This is a genomic window from Saezia sanguinis (genome assembly GCF_003991585.1).
GTDB lineage: Bacteria > Pseudomonadota > Gammaproteobacteria > Burkholderiales > Burkholderiaceae_C > Saezia > Saezia sanguinis.
In genome coordinates, this window is record NZ_PQSP01000005.1 from 180,123 (window position 1) to 199,122 (window position 19,000).

Annotated in this window: 20 protein-coding genes; 14 read left to right on the top strand and 6 right to left on the bottom strand. The window is 54.0% G+C overall.

Annotated features, from left to right (window positions below; all coding sequences use genetic code 11):
• Window positions 1–3: 3 nt before the first annotated feature.
• The 5 genes from era to CUZ56_RS10335 all read left to right on the top strand — a co-directional run bounded on the left by era (window position 4) and on the right by CUZ56_RS10335 (window position 3,927).
• Window positions 4–933, top strand: coding sequence for a GTPase Era (gene era, locus CUZ56_RS10315; RefSeq protein ID WP_126980302.1), 930 nt, complete (start codon window positions 4–6; stop codon window positions 931–933).
• Window positions 934–936: 3 nt separating this feature from the next.
• Window positions 937–1,737, top strand: a complete 801-nt coding sequence (gene recO, locus CUZ56_RS10320; protein WP_126980303.1) for a DNA repair protein RecO — start codon at window positions 937–939, stop codon at window positions 1,735–1,737.
• Window positions 1,738–1,983: 246 nt separating this feature from the next.
• Window positions 1,984–2,379: a holo-ACP synthase gene (gene acpS, locus CUZ56_RS10325; protein ID WP_126980304.1), complete on the top strand. Its 396-nt coding sequence runs from the start codon at window positions 1,984–1,986 to the stop codon at window positions 2,377–2,379.
• 51 nt (window positions 2,380–2,430) lie between these two features.
• Window positions 2,431–3,570 (top strand): beta-N-acetylhexosaminidase, encoded by a 1,140-nt coding sequence (gene nagZ / locus CUZ56_RS10330; protein ID WP_126980305.1) that lies wholly within the window; start codon window positions 2,431–2,433, stop codon window positions 3,568–3,570.
• Window positions 3,571–3,645: 75 nt separating this feature from the next.
• A complete protein-coding gene (locus CUZ56_RS10335) occupies window positions 3,646–3,927 on the top strand; it encodes a hypothetical protein (protein WP_126980306.1) in 282 nt (93 codons plus the stop codon).
• 45 nt (window positions 3,928–3,972) lie between these two features.
• On the opposite strand, the gene CUZ56_RS16275 is transcribed toward CUZ56_RS10335, so the two are convergent.
• Window positions 3,973–4,104: a hypothetical protein gene (locus tag CUZ56_RS16275; protein ID WP_275427139.1), complete on the bottom strand. Its 132-nt coding sequence runs from the start codon at window positions 4,102–4,104 to the stop codon at window positions 3,973–3,975.
• A 25-nt stretch (window positions 4,105–4,129) separates the two neighbouring features.
• Entirely contained in the window at window positions 4,130–6,799 is a 2,670-nt protein-coding gene (mutS, locus tag CUZ56_RS10340) for a DNA mismatch repair protein MutS (RefSeq protein WP_126980307.1), read from the bottom strand.
• Between the two features lie 195 nt (window positions 6,800–6,994).
• Between mutS and CUZ56_RS10345 the strand changes: the two genes are divergently transcribed.
• The gene (locus tag CUZ56_RS10345) at window positions 6,995–7,369 is read left to right on the top strand and encodes a hypothetical protein (protein ID WP_126980308.1); all 375 of its coding nucleotides are present in this window, start codon (window positions 6,995–6,997) and stop codon (window positions 7,367–7,369) included.
• A 35-nt stretch (window positions 7,370–7,404) separates the two neighbouring features.
• On the opposite strand, the gene CUZ56_RS10350 is transcribed toward CUZ56_RS10345, so the two are convergent.
• The 3 genes from CUZ56_RS10350 to purE are packed head-to-tail and all read right to left on the bottom strand — an operon-like array spanning window position 7,405 to window position 10,181.
• Window positions 7,405–8,433 carry an L-threonylcarbamoyladenylate synthase gene (locus CUZ56_RS10350; RefSeq protein ID WP_126980309.1) on the bottom strand — a complete coding sequence of 343 codons (1,029 nt, stop codon included), beginning with the start codon at window positions 8,431–8,433 and terminating at the stop codon, window positions 7,405–7,407.
• 53 nt (window positions 8,434–8,486) lie between these two features.
• Window positions 8,487–9,665, bottom strand: a complete 1,179-nt coding sequence (locus tag CUZ56_RS10355; RefSeq protein ID WP_126980310.1) for a 5-(carboxyamino)imidazole ribonucleotide synthase — start codon at window positions 9,663–9,665, stop codon at window positions 8,487–8,489.
• 21 nt (window positions 9,666–9,686) lie between these two features.
• Window positions 9,687–10,181 (bottom strand): 5-(carboxyamino)imidazole ribonucleotide mutase, encoded by a 495-nt coding sequence (gene purE, locus CUZ56_RS10360; RefSeq protein ID WP_126980351.1) that lies wholly within the window; start codon window positions 10,179–10,181, stop codon window positions 9,687–9,689.
• A gap of 184 nt (window positions 10,182–10,365) precedes the next feature.
• Between purE and trxA the strand changes: the two genes are divergently transcribed.
• From trxA to CUZ56_RS10385, 5 genes are all read left to right on the top strand, one after another.
• A complete protein-coding gene (gene trxA / locus CUZ56_RS10365) occupies window positions 10,366–11,313 on the top strand; it encodes a thioredoxin (protein WP_126980311.1) in 948 nt (315 codons plus the stop codon).
• Window positions 11,314–11,457: 144 nt separating this feature from the next.
• Window positions 11,458–12,993, top strand: a complete 1,536-nt coding sequence (cls, locus tag CUZ56_RS10370) for a cardiolipin synthase (RefSeq protein ID WP_126980312.1) — start codon at window positions 11,458–11,460, stop codon at window positions 12,991–12,993.
• A gap of 134 nt (window positions 12,994–13,127) precedes the next feature.
• Window positions 13,128–13,799, top strand: a complete 672-nt coding sequence (locus tag CUZ56_RS10375; protein WP_126980313.1) for a carbonic anhydrase — start codon at window positions 13,128–13,130, stop codon at window positions 13,797–13,799.
• 141 nt (window positions 13,800–13,940) lie between these two features.
• Window positions 13,941–15,032: a histidinol-phosphate transaminase gene (gene hisC, locus CUZ56_RS10380; RefSeq protein WP_126980314.1), complete on the top strand. Its 1,092-nt coding sequence runs from the start codon at window positions 13,941–13,943 to the stop codon at window positions 15,030–15,032.
• A 190-nt stretch (window positions 15,033–15,222) separates the two neighbouring features.
• Window positions 15,223–15,645 (top strand): universal stress protein, encoded by a 423-nt coding sequence (locus CUZ56_RS10385; RefSeq protein WP_126980315.1) that lies wholly within the window; start codon window positions 15,223–15,225, stop codon window positions 15,643–15,645.
• A gap of 56 nt (window positions 15,646–15,701) precedes the next feature.
• Here CUZ56_RS10385 and CUZ56_RS10390 read toward each other — a convergent pair whose 3' ends face one another.
• Window positions 15,702–16,709 (bottom strand): fumarylacetoacetate hydrolase family protein, encoded by a 1,008-nt coding sequence (locus CUZ56_RS10390; protein WP_126980316.1) that lies wholly within the window; start codon window positions 16,707–16,709, stop codon window positions 15,702–15,704.
• Window positions 16,710–16,834: 125 nt separating this feature from the next.
• Here CUZ56_RS10390 and CUZ56_RS10395 point away from each other — a divergent pair, with 125 nt between their 5' ends.
• From CUZ56_RS10395 to kdsA, 3 genes are all read left to right on the top strand, one after another.
• Window positions 16,835–17,620, top strand: a complete 786-nt coding sequence (locus CUZ56_RS10395) for a DUF3108 domain-containing protein (protein ID WP_162615320.1) — start codon at window positions 16,835–16,837, stop codon at window positions 17,618–17,620.
• Window positions 17,621–17,722: 102 nt separating this feature from the next.
• Window positions 17,723–17,986, top strand: a complete 264-nt coding sequence (locus CUZ56_RS10400) for a BTH_I0359 family protein (protein WP_162615321.1) — start codon at window positions 17,723–17,725, stop codon at window positions 17,984–17,986.
• 143 nt (window positions 17,987–18,129) lie between these two features.
• Window positions 18,130–18,975 carry a 3-deoxy-8-phosphooctulonate synthase gene (kdsA, locus tag CUZ56_RS10405; RefSeq protein ID WP_126980319.1) on the top strand — a complete coding sequence of 282 codons (846 nt, stop codon included), beginning with the start codon at window positions 18,130–18,132 and terminating at the stop codon, window positions 18,973–18,975.
• The last annotated feature ends 25 nt before the right edge of the window (window positions 18,976–19,000 follow it).

Below are 19,000 nucleotides of genomic sequence, written 5' to 3' on the forward strand. Positions count from 1 at the left end.
CGCATGAAAGAATCATCTTCTCTGAAGGCTTTACCTGCCGGCTCGCAGCGGTGCGGGTTGGTGGCAATTATCGGGCGCCCCAATGTGGGCAAGTCCACGTTGCTGAATGCGCTGGTCGGGCAGAAGGTCAGCATCACTTCTAAAAAGGCGCAGACAACCCGGCACCGCATCATGGGTGTGAGAACGCTGGAAAATGCGCAGTTTGTTTTCATGGATACGCCGGGCTTTCAGACACAGCATGCTGCTGCACTGAATCGCTCGCTGAACAAGACCGTCCAGGGGGCCTTGGCCGATGTGGACCTGGTTCTGTTTGTGGTGGAGGCTGGGCGCTTTGATCTGAATGACGCGAAAGTGTTGAACCTGATCCCCCAGGAAACGCCGGTGATTCTGGTTGCCAACAAGCTTGACCGCGTGCACCGGCGCAGTGAGCTGGCACCATGGCTCAAAAGCATGCAGGAGCGTTATCCTTTTGCCGAGTTTGTACCGTTGTCGGCCCGCTCTCCCAAGGATGTACAGAAGCTGTTGCATATTTGTGTTTCTTACTTGCCGGAACAGGACTGGTGGTATGACGAGCAGATGCTTACAGACCGCAGTGAGCGCTTTTTAGCCACTGAAATTGTGCGCGAAAAGCTGTTCCGCCTCACGGGGGATGAATTGCCTTATACCTCTGCGGTGATTCTGGACCAGTTTCAGGAGGAAGAGCAGGACGGAAAACGTTATATCCGTATCAGCACTTCCATTGTGGTAGACCGTGAAGCACACAAAGGTATGATCATTGGCGCTGGCGGCGAGCGGCTGAAGCGGATCGGCACAGATGCCCGGCGTGATTTGGAACAGTTGCTCGATGCCCGCGTTTTTCTGGAGCTGTGGGTGAAAGTGCGCTCCGGCTGGGCCGATGATGAAGCCCGGATCCGTGCGTTCGGTTACGAGTGACGGATGGCTGTACGCAGATCTTCGCATACGGCCGGACAGGGCGTTCACGGCGAGCCGGCCTATGTTTTGCACCGTTATGAGTGGAGCGAATCCAGCCTGATTCTCGAGCTATTTACCCGTAACTTGGGGCGTGTGGCGGTTGCGGCAAAAGGGGTACGCAAGCCCGCATCGGCTTTCCGTTCTGTCCTGTTGCCCTTTCAGCCTTTGTTGGTGAGTCTGGGGCCGCAAGCACAGATTCGCACGCTCCGAGGGGCAGAATGGGCCGGAGGCTATGCAATGCCCACCGGAGAGCCGTTGCTGGTCGGCTATTATGTCAACGAACTGCTGATGCGGTTATTGGCGCGTGAAGATGTGCAGCCTCTGGTGTTTGATGCCTATGCGCAAACACTGGCATTCATTGCAAAGCATTCAGGCGAAAAAGTCGCAGAACCCATGCTGCGGGTATTTGAGCTGATTTTGCTGCGTGCCCTTGGTGTTTTGCCTGCGTTAAATCATGAGGCCCTCTCTATGAGGGCTTTGCAGCCAGGCGGCTACTATATGCTGGATCCTGAAAACGGATTGATGCTGCAAAATACGTCAACACCTCCCTCGCTTTCCCGCGCAAGAGCGTTACCGGCCCAACAGTGGGAACAGATACAACAGGCGCTGGATACGGATGAAGAGGTTTTAAATACATTGCCGCTGGCGGTTGAAGCCGTTGCGGTTGAGCTGAAACCGGCATTGCGTGTTTTGCTGAACCACCATGCAGGCGTGGCATCTTTGCAGACCCGTAAGCTGATGCTCTCGTTACAAAAACGGGCCTGATCTTGTTACGCTCAAAAAATATCAAAAGCAGTGCCTTGCGTCGTTCAGACGGTTTTTTGCTGGTCATTGTGTATTTTTAGAGACATTTTTTCACAGACCTAAACCTCATTTTATTACATGTAACAAATATTTGAAATATTGATTCAAAATAAATAATATAAAAGTTTTGGTCAGAGGGCCTGCAATTGCCTGTATAGTATAAAGTTTGTATATGGGCGTTGATGGGTGAGGGAGTCCGGCAATATCATGATTTATGGCATTGGCACTGATTTGTGCGAAATTGCACGTGTGGAGCAGGCCATAGCACGCCATGGAGACCGCTTTGCCGAGCGTTTGCTGGGGCCGTCGGAGTTGGCAGTCTACCGGCAGCGTTCACAGAAACTGCCTGTGCACGGTATCAGATACCTGGCAACCCGGTTTGCAGCCAAAGAAGCTTTTTCAAAGGCAATCGGGCTGGGTATTCATATGCCTATGACGTGGCGGCGCTGTGAAATATTGAAAAAACCTTCCGGCCAACCTTATATCAAATTACATGATGAGTTGGATGAATGGTTTGGGCAGCAGCATTTAAAAGCACATGTCAGCGTGACCGATGAGGCAGCGTATGTCATGGCTTTTGTTGTGGTTGAGACTATAGAGTGATAAAGTGCCACCTAATTTGGGACAGCAAACAGTGCGATTGAAAGTCATTCCATGAAGCAAAATAGAAAAGCTCTATTACAGCAGGAGATTGCAGGTACGCCGGAATTGACGTGCGCGCCGGTAGTGTTGGACATTGCGGGCACTTCTTTGAGCGAAGATGATCGCCGGCGGCTTGAACATCCTTTGACCGGGGGCGTGATTTTGTTTGCCCGTAACTGGCAGAGCAGGACGCAACTGTGCGATCTGACCAGTGATATCAAGTCAATCCGACCAGACGTTTTGATTGCTGTCGACCATGAGGGCGGGCGCGTGCAGCGGTTCCGTTCAGACGGGTTTACCATTATTCCTGCCATGCGTGCACTGGGGCAGTTATGGGTCAATGACGACCTGAAACAGCCTGGCAAAGGACCACTGGCGGCCATGGAATCAGCCACCGCCTGTGGCTATGTGCTGGCGGCTGAGTTGCGCGCATGCGGGGTGGATTTCAGTTTTACGCCGGTGCTGGATTTGGACTGGGGCAAAAGCGAAGTGGTCGGTAACAGGTCATTCTCACACGACCCCCGGGTAGTCAGTTTGCTGGCCCGCTCTGTCATGCAGGGCCTCAAAATTGCCGGCATGAGTAATTGCGGCAAGCATTTCCCGGGGCATGGATTTGTCCAGGCAGACTCTCATACGGCGGTTCCTGTGGATGAGCGCTCATTGCAGCAGATATTGAAATACGATGTGCTGCCTTATCAGACGCTGGGCATTGCGCTGGATGCCGTGATGCCTGCCCATGTGGTTTACTCGCAGGTGGATTCGCTGCCGGCAGGGTATTCGTCGCGCTGGCTGCAGGATATTTTGCGTGGTGAGCTGGAGTTTAACGGCTGTATTTTCAGTGATGACCTGAGTATGGAAGGGGGTCGCTACGTCAACGGTAAGCTGCTTGACTATACGCAGGCGGCTGTACTGGCATTGCAGGCCGGCTGTGACATGGTGCTGCTGTGCAATCAGTCTGTCAACAATGCGAAAGCATTGGATGGTCTGCTGGACGGACTTTGGGCTGCGCAGCAGAAGGAGGAGTGGACGCCCCGACTGATCAGTGAATACCGCAGACGCGTTTTGCTGCCGCAACAGCCTGCCCCGACCTGGGAGTTTCTGATGGATGAGCCGCGTTACCTGCAGGCACAAGAGGCGATGGCTGACCTTTAAGGTCAGGGAAAATCCTGGGTTTGATCTGTCAGCGGTTATGATGACCGTTGATCAAACGAACATAAAGGATTTTCCATGTTTAAAAAAGCTGTCTTGTTCGCTGCAATTGTGCCGGTTTTAGTGTTGGCAGGTTGTTCTAACAGCGAGTATGAACAGGCGCGCAAAGATTTTATGGACGGCTGTACACTACAGGGCGGTGCAAATGAAAAAATTTGCGCCTGCTCTTTCGACAAGGCTGCAGAAGGCTTCTCAAAATCTGAGATTGTTGAATTGAATCAGGGTACGAATTCAGCCAATGCACAGAAATTTGCCACGGCTATATTTGCCGCAATGAAGTCTTGCATGGCAGGCTCCTGATCGTTTCAGTTTTTTCAGCGGGAAGCTTCGCGAATATTAACTGGCTCAACAAGCGGTTTCCTGCTCATACTGCTTCACCAGCGCTGCAAATTTCTGCACATATTGGATCAGATTCAAATAATTATCTGCTTTGATATTGCTCGCGTAGTAATAATCCAGAACCTTGTCAGTCGTCATGGCTGTATGCTCTTAAAGTATTCAGTCATTTGAGCGCCTGCTTGAGTTCGTACAGAATATCCAGTGCCTCTTTAGGCGACAATGTGTCAGGGTTGACTTCTGCCAGCTTGTTTTCCACGGTGCTGCGCGGTGCGGGAAACGCTTCTGCTGCCGGCGCTGGCGTATGGAACAGATCAACCTGTGCCACCTGTTCCTGCTGGTGTGCTTCAAGTGCTTTGAGCGTGTGCTGTGCCTGCCGTATAACGGCTGCCGGTACGCCGGCCAGCCGGGCCACCTGCACGCCATAGCTGCGACTGGCCGGGCCTGGCTGCACTTCGTGCAGGAATGCAATGCCGTTGTTGGATTCGACCGCACTGACGTGCACATTCAGCGCCAGTGGGTGGCTGGCCGGAAATTCGGTCAGTTCAAAATGATGGGTGGCAAACAGCGTGAAGGATTTGTTTTTGTCATGCAGGTGTGCGGCAATGGCACCTGCCAGCGCCAGGCCATCAAAGGTGGAGGTGCCTCTTCCGATTTCGTCCATCAGCACCAGCGAGTACTCGGTAGCGGCATGCAGAATGGCGGCGGCTTCGGTCATTTCAAGCATGAAGGTGGACTGTGCATTGGCCAGGTCGTCCGCCGCGCCAATGCGGGTATGAATGGCGTCAATCGGCCCCAGGGTGCAGGCCTGGGCCGGAACGTAAGAGCCAACGGCTGCCAGCAGCACAATCAGCGCCACCTGCCGCATGAAAGTGGATTTACCGCCCATGTTCGGGCCGGTTACGATCAGCATGCGGTGTTTGGTGTCCAGCCTGCAGTCGTTGGCGATAAAGCTGTGCGAACCGGTTTCCATCAGCCTGGCTTCAACCACCGGGTGTCGTCCCCCTGTAATTTCCAGACAGGGTTCTTTGACAAAACGCGGGCAGTTCCAGTGCAGTGTCTGGGCGCGCTCAGCCAGTGAAGCCAGTACATCCAGCGTTGCCAGTGCGGTAGCCAGCCGAGTTAATTCGGGAACATAAATTTGCAGGTCTTCCAGTAACTGCTCGTACAGCATTTTTTCGCGCGCCAGTGCACGCTCTTTGGCAGACAGCGCTTTGTCTTCAAATGCTTTCAGTTCGGGGGTGATGAACCGTTCGGCATTTTTCATGGTCTGGCGGCGCTGGTAGTTATCGGGTACTCGATCCAACTGGCCGGCAGTAACTTCGATGAAGTAGCCGTGCACACGGTTGAACTGTACGCGCAGGTTGTTAATGCCGGTGCGTTCGCGTTCACGTGTTTCCATTTCAATGAGAAATGTGCTGCTGTCGTTACCAATGGTGCGTAATTCGTCCAGCTCGCTGTCAAAACCTTCGGCGATGACGCCACCGTCACGCAGAATGGCCGCCGGTTCAGGCAGAATGGCTGCATCCAGCGCCTGGGCAATATCCGGCGTGGGGGTGAGGTGGGCACACAATGAGGCCAGCAGCGTACCTGGCTCATCGGTATCCAGTGTGCTTTGTGACGGTATTTCCTGCGGCACGATAGCGCGCAAAGCGGGTAATGCGGCCAGACTTTCACGCAGTGCAGCCAGCTCCCGCGGGCGGGCCTGGCGTAAGGCCAGGCGTGCGGTAATGCGTTCCACATCGCTGATGCTGCGCAGCCCTTGGCGGATTGCCGCGTGTGCATCAGGGTGCGCCAAGAGTGTGGCAATGGCCTGTTGCCTGCGCGTGGCATGGTGGCGCTTGCGCTCAGGCGCCAGCAGCCAGCGTTTCAGTGTGCGGCTGCCCATGGAGGTCTGGCAGGTGTCGATCAGAGAAAACAGTGTGGGGGCTTCTTCTCCGCGCAGTGTCTGTACCAGTTCAAGATTGCGGCAGGTGGCCGGGGGCAGCTCAATCGTATCATCCTGCCGCTCCACCTTCAGGTCATTCAGGTGTGAGAGTACCCGGCCCTGGGTGTGCTCGGCGTAGGTGAGCAAAGCGGCTGCGGCGGCATGGCAGGCAGGTAACTGTTGCGCCCCCCAGGCTTCCAGTGAGGCAACTTGCAGGTGTTCGCACAGGGTGCGTTGCCCCAGTGCGGCGTCAAATTGCCATGCCGGTCGCGGCGTGACGGCAATGTGCACCAGATCGGCCGCCTGCAGCGCATGTTGTACCTGCTCGCGCTGCCGTTCGCTGAGCTCCTGTGAGATGACAACTTCAGCCGGGTTGATGCGTGTGAGCCATGCCGGCAGTTCATCCAGCGGGCTTTCAGCCAGTGTGATCTGCCCGCGCGTCATGCTCAGCCATGCCAGCCCAAGTGGTTGTCCGCGGCCGGGCATGTGCAGTGTCAGCAGCAGGTTTTCCTGTTTGTCTGAGCTCAACTCACTTTCGGTGAGTGTGCCGGGCGTGACCACACGAACCACTTTGCGCTCCATCGGGCCTTTGGTCTCGCCCGGTGTGCCGATCTGCTCGCAGATTGCGACCGATTCCCCCAGCCGGATCAGCCGGGCCAGGTAGTTTTCCATGGCATGCACGGGTACACCGGCCATCGGGATGGGTTCCCCGGCGGACTGTCCGCGTTTGGTCAGCGTCAGGTCGAGCAGGCGGGCCGCGCGCTCTGCATCCTGGTAAAACATTTCATAAAAATCGCCCATACGGTAAAACACCAGCGTGGTCGGGAACTGCATTTTGGCCCGCAGATACTGCTGCATCATGGGTGTATGGCTGGCAAGCTGGTCTTCGGTAAGGGCAGAGAAATTCATGGTGTCAGTAGATATGGCGGCAAGATGAAAAGTGTTATTTTAGAACCTGCGTTCATTGTAAATGATGTGCGAGGCGTATCCCGGAAAAGTCCTTAAGGTATCTTGTGCAGATACTTTGAATGTATTTAGAGGTGGGGGCAGACTGGACAGGTAGCATGTAGTTATCTGGCAAAACAACAAAAACAAGGTAACAACATGGCGTCTTCAAACCGGAAACTGCGTAGAAAACAGACTTATAAGAGCGGGGTTAGTCTTTGGAATGTGTTAAAAAGAATGTCCACAATTCTTTTTGACAATCCCGTCATCAAACTGATATGGCCGTTTTTCCTGCTGGCCTACGTCACATTGCCGTTCTGGTGTAAACCATTGCAAGACTCTTTTGATGAGAGGCTTGCTCTCGCCTTTATCTCTTTATTTTATGTTCCAACTGCATTCATGATCGCGCTGATATCTGTTGTTGTATGGATTTTTGACAAGTTGTCCGCCAGTATCATGATGTTTTTAGCCTGTAACGGCATGGTTATTCTTATTCCGATTATGGGGTGGCTGGAAAGGTATTTAGGCGGATAGGCGTGCGTGGCGGCATCAGTGAAAAAGCCTTGTCATCAGCTTGACGCAGCCCTTTGCAGGCGGTCACGCACGCCTATCCATTCGGGCCCATCGGGTGGTGTTTCCACCCACAGCAGGCTGACGCCCTGGGCGTCGAAGTCGTGCAGCGCGGAAAATAATTCATGCGCCGCGTCTTTGGCGTTGCCGGGCATCTGGCGTAAGATAATGTGAGACGCTTTTTTGACTTTAGGCAGGTGCTGCGCATAGATGCCGATGCGGGCGTTATTGGCAGGCGATGCAGCAGCTAGCATGCCAGCGGCGATCTTCAGGTCTTCCGCGGCCATCAAGCGGACTTTGGCTTTGGGCGCATAGTGTGCACTCAGCGTACCGGGGGCTTTGGGGTCATCCACATGAACGTCGGCATGGATGAGCAGGGGAACGCCTGCCGTGGCCTCCAGCTCTGCCGGCGTGTAGATACCGGGGCGCAATAATACAGGCTTGCTGCGGGAGCAATCAACGATGGTGGATTCAATGCCGACGTCACTGGCACCGCCATCCAGTATCAGCGCAATGGGGCTGGGGCTGAGGTCAGCAAAAGCGTCCTGAACGTGCTGCGCAGTGGTGGGGCTGGTACGGCCAAAGCGGTTGGCGCTGGGGGCGGCAATGCCATGCCCGCCCAGCGTTTCAAATGCTTTGAGCAGTGCCTGTGCCACCGGGTGTGAGGGGCAGCGCAGGCCAATGGTTTTCTGATGGCCGGCAGCAGCATCAGCGATGCTCGGTTTTCGTTGCAGTATCAGTGTCAGCGGCCCGGGCCAGTAGGCTTCAATGAGTTTCAGTGCAAATTCCGGCAGTTCCTGTGCATAGTGTTTTGCGGCTTCAAGCTGGCTGATGTGCACAATGAGCGGGTGGTCTGCCGGGCGGCCTTTGGCCGTGAAAATGGCGTGGCAGGCTGTATCCTGATCCGCGTCAGCCCCCAGGCCGTAGACGGTTTCAGTTGGAATGGCAACCAGCTTGCCTTGTTTGAGTGCCTGTGCGGCCTGCTCAATGGCTTGAGGGTCTGTACCGGGCAGAATGCGAGAGGTCATACAAAAATCCATGCATGGTTCAAAGAAAGCTTATCTTTTGATGGTGCTTTCATTTACCATGGCGCAATTCCGAGAATACGGGCGGCCTCCAGCGCTGCTTCCTGGGCAGCGTTGAGCCGGGTCGCGGTGATGGTCAGATGCCCCATTTTGCGTCCCGGGCGGGCCTCGGCTTTTCCGTAGAGGTGAAGGTGTGCTCCGGGAATGGCTAAAATTCTGTCCCATGCCGGGCAGCGTTGCTCACCTTTTGAGGTCAGCCACAAGTCTCCGAGCAGGTTGAGCATGACAGCGCTGGAATGCTGTTTGGGGTCGACCAGCGGCAGGCCTGCCAATGTGCGGACCTGCGCTTCAAACTGGGAGCAGTAGCAGCCGTCAATGGTCCAGTGGCCCGAGTTGTGCGGGCGCGGCGCCATTTCGTTGGCAACCAGCACGTTGTTTTCGAGTACAAAAAATTCCACACACAGCACACCGACGAATTCCATGGTCTGTGCCAGTTTTTTGGCGGCATCAAACGCTTCTTTTTGCAAGGAAAGTGGCAACCAGTTTTGGTCCCACGAGACTTCTGTCACGGCCAGTATGCCCTGGCGGTGTAGATTGCGCTGAACCGGAAAATGGATGCTTTTTCCGTCGTGTCCGCGGGCGACCATGACGGAAATTTCGTACGCCAGCGGCATCTTTTTTTCCAGTACGCAGGAGATCTGGTTCATCTGCTGCCAGGCCGTGGCAAGTTCGGCCGCGTTTTCGACAACTGCTTGGCCTTTACCGTCATATCCCTGGGTTGTGGTTTTTAAGATGCCGGGAAATAGCCGGTTATCAATATCGGCCAGATCCTCTGCCTTGTTGATGATGGCGTGCGGAGCACACAGAACCCCGCTTTTGCGGAAATAGGCTTTTTCTGTGGCGCGGTTCTGGCAGATGGCTACGGCCTGCGCTCCAGGAGCAACGGAAATGTGCTGAGACAGGGTTTCAAGCGCCTGCGCCGGAACGTTTTCAAATTCGGTAGTAACCGCTGCGCAGATTTTCGCCAGTTGCTGCAAACCGGCCGGGTCGGTATAGGCGGTGCGGATATGGTGGTGTGAAATGCCGCCCGCAGGGCTGTCAGCGGTTTCGTCCAGCACGGCTGTGCGGTAACCCATGCTTTGTGCCGCATGGACAAACATGCGGCCAAGCTGGCCGCCTCCCATGACGCCAAGGGTGGCATCTGGTTCTATGAAATGGGGCCGAGGCTTTTTCATTTTGGATTCTTTGCTTTGGTATTATTCGAGGGGAGGCAAAGTCATGGCGCGTGCGGCTTCGGTCTGCCGGCTGCGGAAGGCTTCAAGTTGTTGTTTTAATTGGGGCTGGTCTGTCGCCAGCATGGCAACGGCAAACAGGGCGGCATTTGCGGCGCCTGCTTCACCAATGGCAAAAGTCGCTACAGGGATGCCTTTGGGCATTTGCACAATGGAGTGCAGAGAATCCACACCTCGCAGGTATTTGCTGGCAACTGGAACACCCAGCACGGGGACGGTGGTTTTGGCTGCCAGCATGCCGGGCAGGTGGGCTGCGCCGCCGGCCCCGGCAATAATGGCTTTCAGGCCGCGGCTGGTGGCATCTTCAGCATAGGTGAACATGTCGTCGGGCATGCGGTGCGCCGAAACAACCCGGGTTTCGTAGGCAATGCCAAAATCGCTGAGAATACGGGCCGCATGGCTCATGGTTTCCCAGTCGCTGTTGGAGCCCATGACTATGCCGATTTGGGGAGGAGGGATTTTGGTCATCATGATGTTGAGTATGTACGAAAAACGGAGCGTAGGGTTTGAATTTTAACGAACTGCCCCCATTTGTTGCCAGTCAAGGTTGTTTTTTTGCCTCTGGTAAACGACAGAATGCAAATATCATCTATCATTCGGTGAAATTAATCACACAGTGGCATTGCCGGAAATATGAAGAATCATGATTGATGTGACAATAGAAAATTTTGAGGCGGAAGTGATTGCCGCCTCTATGACGACACCTGTTTTGGTGGATTTCTGGGCACCATGGTGTGGGCCTTGCAAGTCTTTAGGGCCGATTCTGGAGAAAGTGGAGGCAGAGTATGCCGGGCGCTTCAAACTGGTCAAGATTGATACCGATGCACAGCCGCAACTGGCGCAGGCGTTTGGCATTCGCAGTATTCCGACGGTGATTCTGCTTGTCGGCGGGCAGCCGGTGGATGGTTTTGCCGGGGCGCTTCCCGAAGGGCAGGTCAAGGCTTTTCTGGATAAACATGTGCCCAGCGAAGAGGATATGCAGATACAAGCCAATGCGCAGGAGGCTGCCGAGCTGGCTGAATCAGGGGATATGGAAGCCGCGCTGGAGCGTTTCCAGGAAGCGCTGGCAGTCAACCCGGCAGACGATGAGATGCGCTGCAAGTATGTGGAGCTGTTGCTGCAACTGGGGAAAACGGAGCAGGCGCGCCAGGCATGGGAGCCGTTGGCTCCTTTGGTGACGGCCGGTGGAACGCTGGCAGCACGGCCGATGGCGCTGGATGTATGGCTGAAGGCGCAGGAAGCGGATGCGGTGGCTCCTGCATTTGAGCAGTTGCAGGCTGCTATTGCTGCCAATAAAAGGGATTTTGACGCCCGTTTGGCCTTGGCACAACGCTGGCTTGTACAGGGTGAAAGGGTCAAAGCACTGGACGAGTTGCTTGAAATCATCATGCGGGATAAGAACTGGAATGATGGCGCGGCCCGCAAAGTTTATGTGGGGATTCTGGAACTGATGGCGCCGCAGCAGGTTTCGCCCGCTACGCCTGCTGCCAAGCAGGGGGCAATTGCGTTGGAGCGGCAGGAGCAGCAACTGGATCCCCAGCAAAAGCTGGTTGCCGATTATCGCCGCCGGCTGAGCATGGCGCTGAATTGAACAGCAATACGAGACCTGGAAAATGAAACGGCGGCTTTTAGGCCGCTGTTTTGTTTTGGGGGGTGGCACTGAGGGCGCTGTTGCAGTGGTTTTTGCGGTTTGATGCTATATTGCATGCTGTATGGGTCAAGTCTACGAATCATCATGAGCGAAGTGCTTAAAGTTGTGTTGGCAACCGGATGGGGCGTCTATTTACTGGTGCTGGCAATCTGGATTATTCTGGAGAAGCGTTCTCCGCAGGCGACCATCGGCTGGCTTTTGGCTCTGGGCGGGTTACCCGTGGTTGGGCTGCTGATTTATTATTTTGTCGGGCCCCGCAAACTGAAGCGGCACCGTGTCATGCGTGGTATGAGGCGCCAGGTTCTGAGCAGTTACCGCAGCTACTGGAAAGAGCAACTGAAAGTGGCGCAGCAGTTTTATCCGCAGGCAAAGTGTCTGGATGTTTCGCAATTGCCGCAGGAGGGAGAGTCGTATGCTGCGCTGATCAGGCAGTTGGATGATCTGCATTTGCCCCACATGCTCAGCCAGCAGGCAAGACAGCTTTCGAGCATGGTGTTTGACAGTACCGGGCTGCCGATTTCAATGGCCAGCCATTATCAGTTGCTGGAAGATGGCGGGCAGACCATCGATGCCATTTGTGAAGCAATCCGGGCGGCGCGCCATACCGTGCATCTGGAATATTACATCTATGAACCTGATGAAACAGGAACCATGCTGCGGGATCTGCTGACGGAGAAAGCGCGTGCAGGTGTCAAGGTGCGGCTGCTGGTGGACTGGCTGGGGTCCCGCAAAATCACCCGCAAATATATGGCAGCGTTTATTGAAGCCGGCGGAGAACTGGCTTTTTTTCACCAGGGCGCATTGCGCTGGATTCGCTCTGTCGTGAACATGCGTACGCACCGCAAAATTGTGGTGTGTGATGGTGCTGTGGGGTTTACCGGTGGTGTGAATGTGACCGATGAGGAAGACCTGCGACGCAACAGCAATGCCTACCATGACCTGCATTTGAAGTTTGAAGGCCCGGCGGTTTATTGGCTGGAACAGGTTTTTCTGGAGGACTGGCACTATACGACGGGGGAAGTGCCGCAGGATATTCCTGCGCCGGTTCCTTTGGAGGATGTGCCGCAGGGCAAGGGGATGCAGGTGCAGGTGATTGCCAGCGGGCCTGATACACCACAAGCACCGATCTGGCGTGCTAAGTTGATGGCGATTAATGCGGCCAGACACAGGGTATGGCTGGTAACACCTTATTTTGTGCCAGATGAGCCGGCGTTGTTTGCGTTGTCATCGGCGGCATTGCGCGGGCTGGATGTACGCCTGATGGTGCCGAAAATGAGCGACAGCCTGGTTGTGACGCTGGCGGCACGTTCCTGGTATGGCGAACTGATGGCCGCCGGCGTGCGCATTTGGGAGTATGGCCCCCGGATGCTGCACAGCAAAACGCTGCTGGTGGATTGCGAGTACAGTTTTATCGGGACCGATAATTTTGATAACCGCAGTTTTCGCCTGAATTTTGAGGTGGCGGTGCTCAGCTATGAGCATACCGCAGCGCAGGCGCTGGAGCAGCAGTTTATGCGCGATATGCTCTCAGCCAGGGAGTTGCATGCTTCCGACCTGAAAGTACCGTTTTGGCAGCAGTTGCCTGAGGATATTGCCAGGCTGGGCGCCCCTTTGTTGTAAAGCCGGGCGGGCGTTTAAAAACGCGAAAAAAGAATCCGGATTTGTGCAAGTGCGGGTTCAAAATATCCTTGAAGTCTGCGTGCATAAAAAATAATCAGGTGGCAGAATCAGGCCTGAAAGGGCATCATGGCGGCATGAATAGTTCTGATAATATTGATACATTGTTTGAGTTGAACCGGCAGTGGGCAACCTCGGTTGAAGAAGTCAGGCCCGGTTTTTTTTCCCGCTTGCTAACGCAGCAAAACCCCCAGTATTTATGGATCGGCTGTTCTGACAGCCGGGTTCCCGCCAATGAAATTGTCGGGCTGGAGTCTGGGGAACTGTTTGTGCACCGTAACATTGCCAATGTGGTGGTGCATTCCGATCTGAATTGCCTTTCGGTCATGCAGTTTGCTTTGGAGCAGTTGCATGTCAAACACATCATGGTGGTTGGGCATTACCGTTGCAGTGGCGTGCATGCCGCTTTGCATGGCATCCGGATCGGGGTTTCGGACAACTGGCTGCGCCATGTGCAGGATGTGCGTGACCGCCATTGGGATTTGCTCAAGATGATTGAAGATCCGGTGCAGCAGCACAATGCCTTGTGCGAGCTGAATGTGCTGGAACAGGCTGTGCACGTGTGTGAATCGACTGTGGTGCAGGATGCATGGACGCGCGAACAGGCATTGACTGTGCATGGCTGGGTATATGCGCTGCATAACGGCCTGATTCAGGATTTGCGGTTTGCCGTTTCTAATCCGCAACAGATGCAGTCTTCCTATGATGACGTGCTGGCACTGTTGCGCAAGCGATACGTTAAAGCCTGAATTGTGCACCCTGCTTGTGTTTCGGTCTGATCGGCTGATCAGATGACATGGCCATGGTAAATGTTGTGCGAAATCATCGACTATTTTCAATTGTGTGTTGATCAGGCATGATGTTAGCTTTGGCTATTGTGAGTTAAGAGTATGTCGAGCAAGTTCTGGAGTGATACGGTTAAGGTGCTTAATCCTTATGTGCCTGGGGAGCAGCCTCAGGGGGAACAGGTGATTAAGCTCAACACCAACGAGAATCCGTATCCTCCTTCACCTTTGGTGCAGCAGGCGCTGTTAAAGGCTATTGGCCCGGATGGGGCTGCGTTGCGCCTGTATCCCAATGCAGAATCTACCGGGGTCAGGGCCGAGCTGGCACGCTACCACCAGGTGTTGCCGGAGCAGGTGTTTTTGGGGAATGGTTCCGATGAGGTGCTGGGGCATATTTTTCAGGGGCTGCTTAAACACAAGGACCCGGTACTGTTCCCGGATGTGACATACAGCTTCTACACGGTATATTGCGGTCTGTTCGGAATTGAGTATGAAAAGATTCCGGTGACAGAGGATTATGAAGTCCATGTGGATGATTTTCTGCGTCCTGAGCGTCGTGCCAATGGCGGGATTGTGATTGTCAATCCGAATGCGCCTACAGGCATTGCTTTGCCTGTCAGTGAAATTACACGGCTGGTTGAGGGCAATCCGCAGTCCGTGGTGGTGGTGGACGAGGCCTACATTGATTATGGTGGCGAATCGGTTATTCCTCTGGTGCAAAAATATCCCAATTTGCTGGTGGTGCGTACATTCTCCAAATCACGTGCCCTGGCCGGGTTGCGCATTGGTTATGCAGTAGGTGACCGTATGCTGATAGAGGCGCTGGAGCGGGTGAAAAACAGTTTTAACTCGTACCCGGTGGATTGTCTGGCACAGGTGGCCGCGCTGGCTTCGATACAGGACAATGATTATTTTGAACAGCGTAAAAATGCGGTAATTGCCAGTCGGGACCAGTTGCGCCGCGATTTACAGCAACTGGGGTTCGTGGTGTTGCCCTCGGCAACCAATTTTATTTTTGCTTCACATCCCAAAGTTCAGGCGTCTGCGCTGGCGGCTGAATTGAAGCAGCGCAAAATTCTGGTCAGGCACTTTAAAGCACCTCGTATTGATCAATTTTTACGCATTTCGATTGGTACGCAGCAGGAGTGCGATGCTTTGGTGGCTGCATGCCGTGATATTGTGAAGTTCAGTGCCTGATTTTTCGGCTGACTTTGGAGGTTTTCCACGCCCTTGTGTCTGGCAGGGTTGCCATTGCCTGCCGTTATTCGCCCGGTAGTTATTTTTTAATTATGGAGTTGCCTGTCATCAGTTGCATTTCGAGAGACTTGCGGCATAATCAGAATAAAGAAAATAATCAAAAGACCTCACATAAAAAAGGAGCACAAACATGAAAATTTTATTACCTGTGGATGGAAGCCCGTTCACTCAGAAAATGCTGGAGTATGTGGTCTCCGCTACCGCTCCTTTCAACAAAGAGCATGAATTTGTGGTGATGACAGTCGTGACGCCACTGCTGCCACAGGCTGCAGGTATGTTGGGCAAAGAGGCAGTGGATGATTATTACCGCGAAACGGCGGACAAAGTGTTGCAGCCGGCCCTTAAAGTGCTTCAGGACAAGGGCTACAAACACAGTGGTGGTTTTAAGATTGGGTATGTCAGTGAGGCTTTGCCTGAGGAGGCTACTGAAGGCGGCTACGGCCTGGTGGTGATGGGCTCACACGGCCATGGCGCACTGGGCAACCTGGTTTTGGGTTCGGTGGCTAATGCCATGCTGTCAAAAACCAAAATTCCGGTGCTGCTGATTCGCTGACACTTGGCGGTTTCTGTTCATTAAAGCCTTTGCTGTTCATGCAAAGGCTTTTTTGTTTAAAGAGGGATGGTTTTGTGGTCCGTGGTGCCAGCCGGGGGCGGCAGGTCCGCTGAGATGGCGGCTGGTTGCTGTGCGGCTTTCAATGAGATGGTGCCAAAGAGCGGCAGACCATCCTTGCCTTTGATCTCAACGCGCAGCGTATCCCCAGGCTGCAGATAGGGGGTAGATGCCTGTTGATGGTCGAGCTGCTCCCAGTGGCGTTTGAGTGCAATGGATGTATAACCTTTGGCTTTATCACTGTGCAGAACCGGTCCGGTACACAGAATTGTGCCTGCGGCAATGCGGTGCGCCTGACTGGCACAGGACAGCAGCTCACCGAATGAGAATGCGAGCGCATCATCTGTCGGGCAACGGGCGATAACCTGGTTATTGAGGAATATGTCCAGGCGCAGGTGTGTTTTCCCCTGATGCCAGTTGTCTTGCAGTTCATCCGGCGTAATGACCACGGGGCTGAATACCGTCATGGGCTGGTTCTGAAAGCCGGCATTTTCTGCCAGATGCAGTGATGCGGATGCACTGTTTGTCACGATATGGGTGGCCAGCATCAACAGGCGCACACTCTCGGCGGCAGCTTCTGTGTGGGTGTTGCATGGAATGTCGTCGGTAATGCATGCCAGGCCGGCGCCAAAATCAGCATCGCGCTGCAACACATGGTTTGGGATGATGGTGTTTTGTGCAACAAAGCTGTTGCTGCTGGCCGCGATGATTTGGGGGCGGGCCTGTTCATCCAGAACACGTGCGTACAGATTGCCAAATAGATAATCTGTCGGGCGCGGCAGCGGAGCCATGCACCGGGCAAGGTCAAAGTCAAAAGCGTGGGGTGCCTTGCCATGGTTGAGCTGCTGGTAGAGTTGCTCCAGTTGTGGGGCGACAAAGTTCCAGTCGTCCAGCAACTGCTGCATGCGTGTAGCGATGCTGCTGGCATAATGCGCCTGACTGAGGTTTTGTGAAACGACCACAAGCTGCCCGTCGCGTGAACCATCCTGATAGGTTGCAAGTTTCATACAAAAATAGGGTTAAGCTGAAAAAACGGTTGAACGTGTATTATGTCTCTGAAGTCAAACAAGTGTGTACATCTGTCTACAATGGTGATGCACTGCCAGATGACATGGCGCCAGGGGGAGCAAAAATGCCACATAACGGATTGTACAAAAAGGGGGGAACCCGTCGTGATTTCCTGTTAGGAGGGCTGTGCCTGCCGCTGCTGGGAGGTGCCTGCCCGGTATGGGCGCAACAGAGTGGTGCACCGCACTGGATGCCGTTGTCCAGAGCGGTTCTGGACTATGAGATGGATGGTTACTGGAATCGCCCGGTATCGGGTGAAGGGCGTATTGACTGGAAATATGACCGGGCCAGCACGCTGTATGAGCTGGATTTGACCATTTCAGCCATGATGATGACGTTTTTATACGCAAGCCGTGGCACGGTTGACCCTGCCCAGGGGTTGATTCCTGTGAGCTACCGTGAAAAGCGCATTGGGCGTGACCGCACGGTGATGATTGACCATGCGGCCAGGGAGGTGCGGTTTAGCTGGAAGCCCCGGGAGGTGAAAGACATGCCTGACGGGATTCAGGATGTGACCAGCGTGGTGATGCAAATGACTTTTCTGATGGCCAATGATCTGCAAAAAGCACAGGTCGGGCACAGGTTTAAATTCCCGGTAGCCCGGATGGGAGAGGTCAAGTTTTGGGACTTTGAGGTGATGGGGCATCCGGTGGTGGAAACCCGGCTTGGGCGTTATACAACATGGCAGGTCAGGCGTATTCCGCCGGATAACGTGGTGGACAACGATGTCAAAGTCGAGTTCTGGCTGGCACCGGAGTTGTTTTATCTGCCGCTGAAAATGCTGTTTAACAAGAAGGATGAGGTGCAGTTGTGGGTTTCCTTGCAAAAGATCAGACAGGTGGCCGCCTGATTGCCGAGAATGGCGCCGGAAACAGGTCTTGATGATGGGGGCTTGAAAAATATGAAATTTCCCGCATTTAATGCTAAGGACATGAATCAAAGGAGCGGTTCAATGATGCAGTTGCTTTATAACTCTGAGAATTTCAGTGTCATTGCCGTGGCATTAACTGAGCAGAACCAGCCGCAGGAGGTGCAGCGGGGCGGCTATGAAATTGTCAATAAACTGACTGGCAAGGGAATTTATCTGGAAGGCGATCTGGCCAGAAAGTTTCAGCGGGAGGTACAACAGATTGCAGAGCAGTCTGATGAGCAGGGTGATCTGGAAGACTACCTGCAAAATTATGACGAATTGATGCACCGTGTGGTGCAAAATTAACCTCTGCCTGCCATTTATATCAGCATTGCCTGTGTAGGGCAGTGCTTTCGACTGTTTTTTAGGTGATAGCAGGTATCTGTGCCTAAATCTTCTAAAATAAAGCGTTTTCAAACAACCCCGATAGTGGCGCAAGGTATTCCAGCATGAACGTTCAGATCACACCCGATATTCAGGTAGGCAATGCATTGCCTTTTGTGCTTTTTGGCGGCATCAATGTGCTGGAGGATCTGGATTCAACTTTGCGGGCAGCACAGCACTATGTGAATGTGACCGGCAAATTGAAAATTCCTTATGTGTTCAAGGCGTCATTCGATAAAGCCAACCGTTCGTCTTTGCATTCATACCGGGGCGTTGGCCTGCAGGAAGGCTTGCGGATTTTTGAACGGGTGAAGGCTGAATTCGGTGTGCCGGTGATCACGGATGTGCATGAAGTGGCACAGGCCAGCCAGGTGGCCGAAGTGGTTGATATTTTGCAGGTGCCGGCATTTCTGGCCCGGCAGACCGATCTGGTGCAGGCGATTGCCGAGACCGGACGGATTGTGAATGTGAAAAAACCACAGTTCATGAGTCCGCCACAGATCAAATACATTGTCGAGAAATGTCGTGAGGCTGGTAATGAGCAGGTGATTTTATGCGAGCGCGGCAGTTGTTTTGGCTATGACAACCTGGTGGTGGATATGCTGGGGTTTCGCCAGATGATGGAGGTTTCCTCCGATTGTCCGGTGATTTTTGATGTGACACACAGCCTGCAATACCGCGACCCGCAAGGGGCGGCTTCCGGTGGCCGCCGCAGGCAGGTTCTGGAACTGGCGCGGGCAGCGATGGCGGTCGGTTTGGCCGGCTTGTTTCTGGAAGCGCATGAAGACCCGGACCATGCGCGTTGTGACGGCCCGAGTGCGCTGCCTTTGGCCATGCTGGAGCCTTTTTTGGCGCAGGTTAAAGCGGTGGACGATATGGTGAAAGCGTTGCCCAAGCTGGATATTCGCTAAGCCATGTGTGCAGCTTTTGTTGATG

Excerpts from the sequence above, each read along its gene's own strand:
- era (WP_126980302.1), top strand. The coding sequence starts at position 4 with ATGAAAGAATCATCTTCTCTGAAGGCTTTACCTGCCGGCTCGCAGCGG.
- recO (WP_126980303.1), top strand. The coding sequence starts at position 937 with ATGGCTGTACGCAGATCTTCGCATACGGCCGGACAGGGCGTTCACGGC.
- acpS (WP_126980304.1), top strand. The coding sequence starts at position 1,984 with ATGATTTATGGCATTGGCACTGATTTGTGCGAAATTGCACGTGTGGAG.
- nagZ (WP_126980305.1), top strand. The coding sequence starts at position 2,431 with ATGAAGCAAAATAGAAAAGCTCTATTACAGCAGGAGATTGCAGGTACG.
- CUZ56_RS10335 (WP_126980306.1), top strand. The coding sequence starts at position 3,646 with ATGTTTAAAAAAGCTGTCTTGTTCGCTGCAATTGTGCCGGTTTTAGTG.
- CUZ56_RS16275 (WP_275427139.1), bottom strand. The coding sequence starts at position 4,104 with ATGACGACTGACAAGGTTCTGGATTATTACTACGCGAGCAATATCAAA.
- mutS (WP_126980307.1), bottom strand. The coding sequence starts at position 6,799 with ATGAATTTCTCTGCCCTTACCGAAGACCAGCTTGCCAGCCATACACCC.
- CUZ56_RS10345 (WP_126980308.1), top strand. The coding sequence starts at position 6,995 with ATGGCGTCTTCAAACCGGAAACTGCGTAGAAAACAGACTTATAAGAGC.
- CUZ56_RS10350 (WP_126980309.1), bottom strand. The coding sequence starts at position 8,433 with ATGACCTCTCGCATTCTGCCCGGTACAGACCCTCAAGCCATTGAGCAG.
- CUZ56_RS10355 (WP_126980310.1), bottom strand. The coding sequence starts at position 9,665 with ATGAAAAAGCCTCGGCCCCATTTCATAGAACCAGATGCCACCCTTGGC.
- trxA (WP_126980311.1), top strand. The coding sequence starts at position 10,366 with ATGATTGATGTGACAATAGAAAATTTTGAGGCGGAAGTGATTGCCGCC.
- cls (WP_126980312.1), top strand. The coding sequence starts at position 11,458 with ATGAGCGAAGTGCTTAAAGTTGTGTTGGCAACCGGATGGGGCGTCTAT.
- CUZ56_RS10375 (WP_126980313.1), top strand. The coding sequence starts at position 13,128 with ATGAATAGTTCTGATAATATTGATACATTGTTTGAGTTGAACCGGCAG.
- hisC (WP_126980314.1), top strand. The coding sequence starts at position 13,941 with ATGTCGAGCAAGTTCTGGAGTGATACGGTTAAGGTGCTTAATCCTTAT.
- CUZ56_RS10385 (WP_126980315.1), top strand. The coding sequence starts at position 15,223 with ATGAAAATTTTATTACCTGTGGATGGAAGCCCGTTCACTCAGAAAATG.
- CUZ56_RS10390 (WP_126980316.1), bottom strand. The coding sequence starts at position 16,709 with ATGAAACTTGCAACCTATCAGGATGGTTCACGCGACGGGCAGCTTGTG.
- CUZ56_RS10395 (WP_162615320.1), top strand. The coding sequence starts at position 16,835 with ATGCCACATAACGGATTGTACAAAAAGGGGGGAACCCGTCGTGATTTC.
- CUZ56_RS10400 (WP_162615321.1), top strand. The coding sequence starts at position 17,723 with ATGATGCAGTTGCTTTATAACTCTGAGAATTTCAGTGTCATTGCCGTG.
- kdsA (WP_126980319.1), top strand. The coding sequence starts at position 18,130 with ATGAACGTTCAGATCACACCCGATATTCAGGTAGGCAATGCATTGCCT.